Source organism: Hydrogenophaga sp. (assembly GCF_028698005.1).
Classification (GTDB): domain Bacteria; phylum Pseudomonadota; class Gammaproteobacteria; order Burkholderiales; family Burkholderiaceae_C; genus Hydrogenophaga.
Genome location: NZ_JAQVEJ010000013.1, coordinates 23,111 through 33,654, shown reverse-complemented (window position 1 = coordinate 33,654; position 10,544 = coordinate 23,111). Strand labels below are relative to the sequence as shown.

At 68.0% G+C, this 10,544-nt stretch carries 10 protein-coding genes; 4 read left to right on the top strand and 6 right to left on the bottom strand.

All coding sequences use genetic code 11. The annotated features are described in order from the left end of the window. Positions 1–3 precede the first annotated feature (3 nt). The 4 genes from mrdA to PHQ87_RS02790 all read right to left on the bottom strand — a co-directional run bounded on the left by mrdA (position 4) and on the right by PHQ87_RS02790 (position 4,611). Positions 4–1,950 carry a penicillin-binding protein 2 gene (mrdA, locus tag PHQ87_RS02805; RefSeq protein ID WP_300230977.1) on the bottom strand — a complete coding sequence of 649 codons (1,947 nt, stop codon included), beginning with the start codon at positions 1,948–1,950 and terminating at the stop codon, positions 4–6. A gap of 81 nt (positions 1,951–2,031) precedes the next feature. Next, a complete protein-coding gene (gene mreD, locus PHQ87_RS02800; RefSeq protein WP_300230975.1) occupies positions 2,032–2,562 on the bottom strand; it encodes a rod shape-determining protein MreD in 531 nt (176 codons plus the stop codon). After that, the gene (gene mreC / locus PHQ87_RS02795) at positions 2,559–3,509 is read right to left on the bottom strand and encodes a rod shape-determining protein MreC (RefSeq protein ID WP_300230973.1); all 951 of its coding nucleotides are present in this window, start codon (positions 3,507–3,509) and stop codon (positions 2,559–2,561) included. The genes mreD and mreC overlap by 4 nt, the downstream gene beginning before the upstream one ends. Before the next feature lie 58 nt (positions 3,510–3,567). Then, positions 3,568–4,611, bottom strand: coding sequence for a rod shape-determining protein (locus tag PHQ87_RS02790; protein WP_300230971.1), 1,044 nt, complete (start codon positions 4,609–4,611; stop codon positions 3,568–3,570). A 260-nt stretch (positions 4,612–4,871) separates the two neighbouring features. Between PHQ87_RS02790 and gatC the strand changes: the two genes are divergently transcribed. The 3 genes from gatC to gatB are packed head-to-tail and all read left to right on the top strand — an operon-like array spanning position 4,872 to position 8,132. After that, positions 4,872–5,171 carry an Asp-tRNA(Asn)/Glu-tRNA(Gln) amidotransferase subunit GatC gene (gene gatC, locus PHQ87_RS02785; protein ID WP_300230969.1) on the top strand — a complete coding sequence of 100 codons (300 nt, stop codon included), beginning with the start codon at positions 4,872–4,874 and terminating at the stop codon, positions 5,169–5,171. Beyond that, positions 5,168–6,664 (top strand): Asp-tRNA(Asn)/Glu-tRNA(Gln) amidotransferase subunit GatA, encoded by a 1,497-nt coding sequence (gatA, locus tag PHQ87_RS02780; RefSeq protein ID WP_300230967.1) that lies wholly within the window; start codon positions 5,168–5,170, stop codon positions 6,662–6,664. The genes gatC and gatA overlap by 4 nt, the downstream gene beginning before the upstream one ends. Before the next feature lies 1 nt (position 6,665). Next, a complete protein-coding gene (gene gatB, locus PHQ87_RS02775) occupies positions 6,666–8,132 on the top strand; it encodes an Asp-tRNA(Asn)/Glu-tRNA(Gln) amidotransferase subunit GatB (protein ID WP_300230965.1) in 1,467 nt (488 codons plus the stop codon). 51 nt (positions 8,133–8,183) lie between these two features. On the opposite strand, the gene PHQ87_RS02770 is transcribed toward gatB, so the two are convergent. Both PHQ87_RS02770 and pyrE read right to left on the bottom strand, forming a co-directional pair. Then, on the bottom strand, positions 8,184–8,843 hold the full coding sequence (locus PHQ87_RS02770; RefSeq protein ID WP_300230963.1) for a DUF4124 domain-containing protein: 660 nt from the start codon (positions 8,841–8,843) through the stop codon (positions 8,184–8,186). A 25-nt stretch (positions 8,844–8,868) separates the two neighbouring features. After that, the gene (gene pyrE, locus PHQ87_RS02765) at positions 8,869–9,573 is read right to left on the bottom strand and encodes an orotate phosphoribosyltransferase (protein ID WP_300230960.1); all 705 of its coding nucleotides are present in this window, start codon (positions 9,571–9,573) and stop codon (positions 8,869–8,871) included. A gap of 10 nt (positions 9,574–9,583) precedes the next feature. Here pyrE and PHQ87_RS02760 point away from each other — a divergent pair, with 10 nt between their 5' ends. After that, entirely contained in the window at positions 9,584–10,378 is a 795-nt protein-coding gene (locus PHQ87_RS02760) for an exodeoxyribonuclease III (RefSeq protein ID WP_300230957.1), read from the top strand. Positions 10,379–10,544 lie beyond the last annotated feature (166 nt).

Here is a 10,544-nt window from a genome sequence, read left to right as displayed (position 1 = left end):
TCCTTACTCTTCCAGAGGCCAGGGCAACTCGCTGGCCTTGAGCGGCGTGCCGATCGGCGCGGCGGCCTGCCCCTTCTGAACCGCCGCCATGTCCTGCGGGTTCGGGTACTGGTCCATGAGCAGGTAATCGAACACGCGCCGCGCGATGGGCGCGGCGTGCGCGGCACCGAAGCCCGCGTTTTCGACGACCACCGCCAGCGCCACCCTGGGCGCCTCCACCGGCGCGAAGGCCAGGTAGAGCGAGTGGTCTCGCTGGTGCTCCTCGAGCTTGCGCGCGTCGTAGCGCTCCTTCTGGCCGATGGTCACCGCCTGCGCCGTCCCGGTCTTGCCCCCGCTGGTGTAGCCGGCGCCGGCGAACACCCGCGCCGATGTCCCCTCGATCGTCACCGCGTGCATCGCATCAAGGATGACCGCGACGTTCTCCGGCTTGTACCCCAGGTTCACGGGCGGCTCCTGCGGCAGAGGAACGCGCTGGCGCGTCACCGCGTCCTCGGTGGCAATGGCCAGGTGCGGCTTGAAGCGATGCCCGCCATTGGCGATGGTGGCCATGGCCTGGGCCAGTTGCAGCATGGTGAAGTTGTTGTAGCCCTGCCCGATGCCCAGCGAAATCGTCTCACCACCGTACCAGCGCTGCTGCTCCGGCCGCTTGTAGGTGTTGCGTTTCCAGGCCTGGCTGGGCAGCACACCACGGACCTCGCCCCGCAGGTCCACGCCCGTGAGCTGGCCAAAGCCCAACGGCGCCATGAAGTCATGGATCGCATCCACCCCCATCTCGTTGGCCAGGGTGTAGTAGTAGACATTGCTCGACTTGATGATGGAGCGGCGCATGTCCACCGGCCCCAGCGCATGGCCCGAGCGGAAGGTGTGACCGCCAAAGGTCCACGAGCCACCGTCCTGGACGATCACCTGGGCCTGGCGGGTGCCCGTTTCCAGGGCCGCCAGCGCCATGAAGGGCTTGTACGTCGAGCCTGGTGGATAGGTGCCCCGCAAGGCGCGGTTGAGCAGCGGCTTGTCCACCGATTCGTTGAGCGCCTTCCAGCTCTCGACGTCGATGCCGTCGACGAACAGGTTGGGATCGAAGGTCGGCTTGGACACGAAGGCCAGCACCTCGCCGGTGCGCGGATCGATGGCCACCAGCGCGCCGCGGCGCTCGCCAAACAGGTCCTCAACCAGCTTTTGCAGGCGGATGTCGATCGACAGCACCACGGTGTCGCCCGGCATGGCCGGCGTGTGGGCCAGCGAACGCACCGCCCGCCCACCCGCCGAGGTCTCGACCCGCTCGAAGCCCGTCACGCCGTGCAGTTGCCGCTCGTAGCTTTGCTCGGCGCCGAGCTTGCCGATGTGCTCGGTGCCCCGGTAGTTGGCCTGCTCCTCCTCGGGCCATTCGTCCATCTGCTCCTTCTCGCGCTGGTTGATGCGCCCGATGTAGCCGATCACATGGCTGGCCACTTCGCCGTTCGGGTACTGGCGGAACAGGCGCGCGCGCACATCGACGCCGGGAAAGCGGTAGCGCTGTACCGCGAAACGCGCCACCTCCTCGTCGCTCAGACGGGCACGCAGCGGCAGCGAGTCGAAGCGCCTCGACTCTTCCATGAGCTTGCGAAAGCGCCGCCGGTCGCGTGGCGTGATCTCCACCAGCGTCGACAGCTCGTCGATGGTGGCTTCCAGATCCCGCACCTTCGAGGGCGTGATCTCCAGCGTATAGGCCGAGTAGTTCGACGCCAGCACGCGACCGTGGCGGTCGAGGATCTGGCCCCGGTTGGGCACCACGGGCAGCACCGCCGTGCGGTTGCTCTCGGCCTGCATCGCCAGCGACTCGTGCCGCAGTACCTGCAGGTACACCATGCGCGCGACGATCAGCCCGAACGCCACCAGCACGGCCAGCACCGCAGCGATGACCCGGATGCGGAACCGGGCCAGATCGGCTTCAACGTTCTTGAGTTCCGTCACGGCGCATCACACGGGAAAGACAACAGCGTTTCACCTCGGGGAACAGCGGCCCGCACAGCGGTGGAGCGTGGGGGCACCATGTCACAGGGGCCGGGTGGCGTCCGGATCCGGCGCACGCCGCTGCGGCGCCAGCAGCAGCACGCTGATCAGCGGCCACAACACCGACTCGACCACCGGCGCCAGCAAGTAAGCCCAGCCCGGGAAGCTCTCACCGGCCAACAGGCGCACCAGCAGGGACAACAGGTGCGCGACCACGAACAGCGGCAGCACCTGGATCGCCTGCTTGGGCAACGCGAACCACAGCAGCCGTCGGTGGATGGACACCGCCATGAAGCCCAGCACCGTGTAGGCCAGTGCGTGCTGGCCCAGCAGCGCACCCTGGTGCACGTCCATCGCCAGGCCAAAGATGAAGCCCACGCCCACGCCGATGCGCAGCGGCTGGTGCACACCCCAGAACACCAGCACCACGGCCAGCAGGTCGGGCATCCACGCCGCCCGGCCCCACAGGCCCATGTTCATCAGCATGTTCAGCATCAGCGCACCCAGCAGGGTGACCCAGATGAACACCGGATTGGCTGGCAGCAGCAGCTGCAGTCCCGGGCGCATGATCATGGCTGCCCACCTCCTGGATGCCCCGGCCCGGCCGCCGGCCGCGCAGCCCGCGCGCGCGCCGTGGCCTCCTCGGCGGGCCGCGGCGGCAATTGCGCATCCACCGGCGACAGCACCAGCACCTGCAGCACACCGTCGATGCGGGCCAGGGGCTCGCACAGGATGCGGTTGAAAGACGACTCGACCCGACGCTCCACCCGGGTCACGCGGGCCACCGGCAGACCGGCCGGATAGACCCCGTCCACACCGCTGGTGACCAGCAGATCCCCTTCGTCGATGTCGGCGCTGGACAGCGTGTAGCGCAGCTCCAGCCCGTCGCCCTTCTCGCCGGGCTGGCCAAAGGCCACATAACGCGCACCGGTGCGGGCATTGAGCACGGGAATGATCTGGTCCCGATCCACCAGCAGCGTCACCTCGGACACCAGCGGATAGACCCGCGTCACCTGGCCAAGCACGCCCTGGTCGTCGATGACCGGCGAGCCCGCCTCAATCCCATGGGCCAGCCCCTGGTCAATCATGACCTTGCGCGAGTACGGATCGGCCGCGTCGTACAGCACCTGGGCCCCGACCGAGCGCGTCTGCACGCGATCGTGCATCTGCAGCAGCGCCCGCAGGCGCTGGTTCTCCAGCATCAGCAGCTCCACCTGCTGGCTGCGCTCGGCCTGCACGGCCAGTTGGGCTCGCGCCAGCGCCTCGCCCTGCTGTGCCGCGTGCAGCGAGGTCAGGTAGCGGCCACCGCGACGCACCAGTTCCACCGGCTGCATCACCGTCCACTGCAAGGGATACAGCGCCGTCGCCAGCACCGTGCGCACGGGATGCATCACGTCAAAGCGCTGGTCGGCCACCATCAGGAACAGCGCCAGCGCGCTGCACACCACAAGCCGGGACAGGGCCGAGGGCCCCTGCTTGAAGAACGGGGGCGGCGTGCGGTCCAGCGTGCCCAGTGGCATGTCGTCTCTGGCCGGGTGGATGGATCAGGAAGGAACACCCACCGGCGCGCTCCCGGCCTTATTCGTTGGTGAAAATCGTGCCCAGGCGCTCCATGCGCTCCAGGGCCATGCCGCAGCCGCGCACCACGCAGGTCAGCGGCTCTTCGGCCACCAGCACCGGCAGGCCGGTTTCCTCGGCCAGCAGGCGGTCCAGGTCGCGCAACAGCGCGCCACCACCGGTCAGCATCATGCCGCGCTCGGCGATGTCGGCACCCAGCTCGGGAGGCGTGTGCTCCAGCCCCATCTTCACCGCCGAGACGATGTTGTTCAGCGGATCGGTCAGGGCTTCGAGGATTTCGTTGGAGCTGATGGTGAAGCTGCGCGGCACGCCTTCGGACAGGTTGCGGCCCTTGACCTCCATCTCCTTGACCTCGGAGCCCGGGAAGGCCGAACCGATTTCCTTCTTGATGGCCTCGGCCGTAGGCTCGCCGATCAGCATGCCGTAGTTGCGGCGGATGTAGGCGATGATGGCCTCGTCGAAGCGGTCACCACCCACGCGCACGCTGCCCTTGTAGACCATGCCGCCCAGGCTGATCACACCCACCTCGGTGGTGCCGCCGCCGATGTCGGCGACCATCGAACCCGACGCGTCGGACACCGGCAGGCCGGCGCCGATGGCCGCGGCCATGGGCTCCTCGATCAGGTAGACCTCGCTGGCGCCGGCGCCCAGGGCGGACTCGCGGATGGCCCGGCGCTCGACCTGGGTCGAGCCGCAGGGCACGCAGATGATGATGCGCGGGCTCGGCTTGAACATCGAGCGCGGGTGCACCATCTTGATGAACTGCTTGAGCATCTGCTCGGTGACCGTGAAATCGGCGATCACGCCGTCCTTCATCGGGCGGATGGCCTCGATGTTGCCGGGCACCTTGCCCAGCATGGCCTTGGCCTCATGGCCCACGGCCTGGATGGTCTTTTTGCCCTGGGGGCCGCCTTCGTGGCGGATGGAGACCACCGAGGGCTCGTCCAGCACAATGCCCCGTCCACGGACGTAGATCAGGGTGTTGGCGGTACCGAGGTCGATGGCCAAGTCGGTCGAGAATTGCCGACGAAACGCTTCAAACATGTTGCGAGGATACCGGTGAGGCATGCCCGGGGCGTCGCCCGGTCATCGCCGTGGGTGGGAATCAGGTGGCCAAGTGCTTGATTCGGCGGCAAAAAGCGCTTGCACGCGGGCATTGTCGCCAAACCACCGATAATACCGTATCCCCTGTGTATAACTGCCTGTAAACGGGGTCGATCTTCCCGATTTACAAGCCGTTGCCGGCGGTTTCCGACCACCGGTGGCGTCCGCCCCCCACCAACACACCCGTCCAACCGACCGTCATGTCCTTGCGTTCCTCCGACATCGACCGCATCGCCCATCTGGCACGGCTGCAAATGCCACCCGCCCAGGCCGAGCGCATGCGGACCCAGCTCAACGACTTCTTCGACATCGTCGAGCAGATGAAGGCCGTGGACACCACCGGTGTCGAGCCGCTGGCCCACCCCACCGCCGTGATCGATCATGTGGCCCTGCGCCTGCGCCCCGACGTGGCCTCCGAACCCAACCAGCGCGAAGCCAACCAGCAAAGCGCCCCCGCCGTCGAGCACGGCCTGTTCCTCGTGCCCAGGGTGATCGAATGAGCCGCAGCGACCTGCATGAGATGGGCGTGGCCGAGCTGGCCGCCGCCATCGCCGACAAGAGCACCTCCGCCGTCGAGGCCGCGCAGCACCTGCTGGCGCGCGCCAGGGCGCACGCGTCCCTGGGCGCCTACCTGGCGTTCAACGAGGAGGCGACCCTGGCCCAGGCCCGGGCGGCGGACGCACGCATCGCCGCCGGCGAGCGCGGCCCGCTTCTGGGCGTGCCCCTGGCGCACAAGGACATCTTCGTCACCCGGGACTTCCCCACCACCGCCGGCAGCAAGATGCTCGAGGGCTACCGCAGCCCCTTCGACGCCACGGTCGTGGCCAAGCTGGCCGAGGCGGGCACGGTGACCCTGGGCAAGCTCAACTGCGACGAGTTCGCCATGGGCGGCAGCAACGAAAACTCCGCCTACGGCGTGGCGCGCAACCCCTGGGACACCGCCCGCGTGCCCGGTGGCTCCTCGGGCGGCTCGGCCGTGGCCGTGGCCGCGCGCCTGGCGCCGGCGGTCACCGGCACCGACACCGGCGGCTCGATCCGCCAGCCCGCGAGCTTTTGCAACGTCACCGGCATCAAGCCCACCTACGGCCGCTGCTCGCGCTACGGCATGGTGGCCTTTGCCTCCAGCCTCGACCAGGCCGGCCCGATGGCGCGCAGCGCCGCCGACTGCGCCGCGCTGCTGTCCGTGATGGCCGGCCCCGACATCGACCGCGACTCCACCAGCCTGGACCACCCGGCCGAGGACTACACCCGGCTGCTGGGTCAGCCGCGCGAGGGCGCCCGTGCCGAGCGACCGCTGCAGGGCCTGCGCATCGGCCTGCCGCGCGAGTTCTTCGGCGCGGGCGTGGCCGCCGACGTGCAGGGCCCGGTGCGCGCCGCGCTGGCCGAGCTGGAAAAGCTCGGCGCCACGCTGGTGGACATCTCGCTGCCGCGCACCGAGCTGGCCATTCCGGTCTATTACATCATCGCCCCGGCCGAGGCCAGCTCCAACCTCAGCCGCTACGACGGCGTCAAGTTCGGCCACCGCGCCGCGCAGTACGACGACCTGATCGACATGTACAAGAAGTCGCGCAGCGAGGGCTTCGGGCCCGAGGTGCAGCGGCGCATCATGATCGGCACCTACGTGCTCTCGCACGGCTACTACGACGCCTACTACCTCAAGGCGCAGCAGATCCGGCGCCTGATCGCGCAGGACTTCCAGCAGGCCTTCACGCAGTGCGACCTGATCGCCGGGCCGGCCGCTCCCACGGTGGCCTGGAAGATCGGCGACAAGAGCGACGACCCGGTGGCCAACTACCTGGCCGACATCTTCACCCTGCCGGCCTCGCTGGCCGGCCTGCCCGGCATGAGCGTGCCCGCCGGTTTCGGCGACAGCGGCCTGCCCGTGGGCCTGCAGCTGATCGGCAACTACTTCCAGGAAGCCGCGCTGCTGCAGACCGCGCACGCCTTCCAGCAAGCCACCGACTGGCACACGAAGTCGCCGGAGGGCTTTTGAGATGAACCAGAAAGCCAAGCCAACCGCATCGCTGCTGGTGCACGGCTACGAGGTCGTGATCGGCTTCGAGACCCACGCCCAGCTCGCCACCCAGAGCAAAATCTTCAGCCGTGCGCCCACCGCCTTCGGCGCCGAGCCCAACACCCAGGCCTGCGCCGTGGACATGGCGCTGCCCGGCACGCTGCCGGTGATGAACCGGGAGGCCGTCGCCCACGCCATCCGCTTCGGCCTGGCCGTGGGCGCCCACGTGGCCGAGCACAGCGTGTTCGCGCGCAAGAACTACTTCTACCCCGACCTGCCCAAGGGCTACCAGATCAGCCAGTACGAGATCCCCGTCGTGCAGGGCGGCGAGGTGTCGTTCTATCTGGGCGACGAGAAGAAGACCGTGCGCCTGGTGCGCGCGCACCTGGAAGAGGATGCGGGCAAAAGCCTGCATGAGCAATTCCATGGCCAAAGCGGCATCGACCTCAACCGCGCCGGCACACCGCTGCTGGAGATCGTGACCGAGCCCGACATGCGCTCCACCGCCGAGGCCGTGGCCTACGCCAAGGAGCTGCACAAGATCGTCACCTGGATCGGCATCTGCGACGGCAACATGCAGGAAGGCTCGTTCCGCTGCGATGCCAACGTCTCGGTGCGCAAGCCGGGCGAGCCGCTGGGCACGCGGCGCGAGATCAAGAACCTGAACAGTTTCAAGTTCATGCAGCAGGCGATCGACTACGAGATCCGCTGGCAGATCGAGCAGCTGGAGGACGGCCACGCGATCGAGCAGGCCACGGTGCTGTTCGACCCCGACACGGGCGAGACGCGCGCCATGCGCACCAAGGAAGACGCGGCCGACTACCGCTACTTCCCCGACCCGGACCTGCCACCGCTGGTGATCGAGCGCGAGTGGGTCAGCGAGGTCCAGGCCGGCATGCCCGAACTGCCGCGCGCCATGGCGGATCGCCTGGTGACCGAGTACGGCCTGCCCGAGTACGACGCCACCACACTGACGCAAAGCCCGGCCATGGCCGCCTACTTCGAAGCCGCCGCCAGGGCCTCGGGCCAGGCCAAGCTGGCCAGCAACTGGATCATGGGCGAAGTCTCGCGCCGCCTCAACAGCGAGGAACGCGATATCGCCGACGCCCCGGTGAACGCCGACACGCTGGCCGCGCTGCTCGCGCGCATCGCCGACGGCACGGTCTCGAACAACGCCGCGCGCCAGGTGTTCGACGCGCTGTGGTCGGGCGAGGGCCAGGACGTGGATGCCATCATCGAGGCCAAGGGCCTGCGGCAGATGAACGACACCGGCGCGCTGGAGAAGATCATCGACGAGGTGATCGCGGCCAACCCGGACAACGTGACCCAGTTCAAGGCCGGCAAGGACAAGGCGTTCAACGCCCTGGTCGGCCAGGTGATGAAGGCCAGCAAGGGCAAGGCCAATCCGCAGCAGGTCAACGAGCTGTTGCGCGCCAAGCTGCAATAAACGGAAAAGGGGCGCCAGCGGCGCCCCTGCCATTTTTCCGCAGACAGGCACCTAGGGCTGCTGCACGCCGAATTCCTGCCAGAGCTTGCGCAGGCGCGCGAGTTCGTCGTCGAAGCGGGCGCCCACGCGCGCCTTCTCGTCGGCCTGCGCCTGCAGGAAACGCCGATGCGTGTCCATCTCCTGCTGGTTGTCCTCGAGCTTGCGCCTGAGCCAGGCGGGCGCCTGCGCCGGGTCCTTCTGGTAGAACTCCATTTCGCTGTCGATGTCGCGGCGCTGGTCCTGCAGCGTCTCCACCCGGCGGTTCACGGCCAGGGCCACGGCATCGATCTGGGCCAGCGCCTCGGCACGCTCCTTGTCGTGCACGGCCTTGTTCGGGTAGCGCAGCAACAGCGCCTTGTCGCGCCGGCGCTCGTCGGCGATGCGGGCCTGGATCTCGGCCTCGCGACGACGCTCGGCCTCGAGACGGGCACGCTCCTCGGCCGTGTAGCTGGGCGGAATCACCCGCTTGACCGTGCCACTGCCCGTCAGTTCATGCTGTTCGCGGTCGAGGCACTGGGTAATCGGCCGGTCGGACGTGATGCGGCGCCCCGAGGCATCGACGCAGGTGTAGATCCCTGCCGAGCCCGTCTGGGCCAGGACCGACCGCGGCAACGCTGCCGACAGGCCGACAGCGGCAGCCAGCAGAACAAGGCAGGTGGTTGGTCTCGGCACGTCTGACAAAAGCTCGGATCCTCATTCACTGCACGCCGTAGCGCTGGCGGTAAGCCAGCACCCGCTCGCGGTGGACCGCCAAGTCATCACCGGCATGTGTAACCAGATACTGCATCAAATCGGCGAGCCTCGCAATGGCGCAGACTTGCATGCCCAGTTCGCGCTGCACATATTGGACCGCACTGTGGGGAACATCACGAACCACGCCATCCGGGCCGACCTCGGTGGCCATCTCCTGGCGGTCCAGCGCGATGGCGACCGCGTGCGGCGTCGCACCGGCCGCGCGGATCAGGGCGATCGACTCGCGCGCCGCCGTCCCGGCGCTCATCACGTCGTCCACGATCAGCACCCGGCCGCGCAGGGGGGCACCCACCAGCGTGCCGCCCTCGCCGTGGTCCTTGGCTTCCTTGCGGTTGTAGGCAAAGGGCACGTTGCGACCCAGGCGGGCCAGCTCGATGGCCACGGCCGCGCCCAGGGGAATGCCCTTGTACGCGGGGCCGAAGATCATGTCGAATTCGATGCCGCTGGCCAGCAGGGCCTTTGCATAGAATTGCGCCAGGCGCCCGAGCTTGGCGCCGTCGTCGAACAGGCCGGCGTTGAAGAAATACGGCGACAACCGCCCTGCCTTGGTCTTGAATTCGCCAAAGCGCAGCGCGCCGGCATCGACGCAGAACTGCACGAAATCCTGCGCCAGCGCTTCACCGCCCGCCGCCCCCTGATCTGACACCATCGGAGAGTCCTTGTTCAAACTGACCAGCCTCAACCTCAACGGCATCCGTTCGGCCACTTCCAAGGGACTGGAAGCCTGGCTGGCACAACACGCACCCGATTGTATTTGCGTGCAGGAAATCAAGGCCCAGGCGCCTGATGTGAGCGGCCGCTTCGAGCAGATCGCCGGCCTGCAAGGGCATTTCCACTTCGCGCGGAAAAAGGGCTATTCGGGCGTGGGCGTCTATACCCGCCACGAGCCGAGCGACGTGATCGTGGGCTTCGACGGCGGCGGCGAGTTCGATGCCGAGGGCCGCTGGGTGGAGCTGCGCTTCGACACGCCGCAGCGCCGGCTGTCCATCATCAGCGTGTACTTTCCCAGCGGTTCCTCCGGGCCCGAGCGGCAGGAGGCCAAATACCGTTTCCTGGACCTGATGTACCCGCACCTGGCGGGCCTGAAGGCGCAGCGCGAGTTCATCGTCTGCAGCGACGTCAACATCGCGCACACCGAAAAGGACCTCAAGAACTGGAAGAGCAACCAGAAAAACAGCGGCTTCCTGCCCGAGGAGCGCGCCTGGATGACCCGGCTCCTGAACGAGGCCGGGGTGGTCGATGTGTACCGGCGCCTGCAGCCCGACACCACCGATGCCTGCTACACGTGGTGGAGCAACCGCGGCCAGGCCTATGCCAAGAACGTGGGCTGGCGTCTGGACTACCACCTGGCCACACCGGCCATCGCCGAGCACGCGCGCTCGGTATCGATCTACAAGGAAGAGAAGTTCAGCGACCACGCGCCGCTGACGGTGGAGTACGGCTTCCGCCTCTGAACACCAGGGTATCGAGGCACCCCCGGGTGGGGGGTGCGTCGTTTGCGCGCCTGCGATGTGAGGCGTGTCCACCGACCGCGGTGGCCCGTGTGGCCAGGGAAACGGCGGCTTGTGGCTGCCGGTGCGGCCGGCGATCCGGCAACGTCGATGGCGCTATTGGACGCCT

Excerpts from the sequence above, each read along its gene's own strand:
- gatC (WP_300230969.1), top strand. The coding sequence starts at position 4,872 with ATGTCCTTGCGTTCCTCCGACATCGACCGCATCGCCCATCTGGCACGG.
- mreC (WP_300230973.1), bottom strand. The coding sequence starts at position 3,509 with ATGCCACTGGGCACGCTGGACCGCACGCCGCCCCCGTTCTTCAAGCAG.
- gatA (WP_300230967.1), top strand. The coding sequence starts at position 5,168 with ATGAGCCGCAGCGACCTGCATGAGATGGGCGTGGCCGAGCTGGCCGCC.
- pyrE (WP_300230960.1), bottom strand. The coding sequence starts at position 9,573 with ATGGTGTCAGATCAGGGGGCGGCGGGCGGTGAAGCGCTGGCGCAGGAT.
- gatB (WP_300230965.1), top strand. The coding sequence starts at position 6,666 with ATGAACCAGAAAGCCAAGCCAACCGCATCGCTGCTGGTGCACGGCTAC.
- mreD (WP_300230975.1), bottom strand. The coding sequence starts at position 2,562 with ATGATCATGCGCCCGGGACTGCAGCTGCTGCTGCCAGCCAATCCGGTG.
- PHQ87_RS02790 (WP_300230971.1), bottom strand. The coding sequence starts at position 4,611 with ATGTTTGAAGCGTTTCGTCGGCAATTCTCGACCGACTTGGCCATCGAC.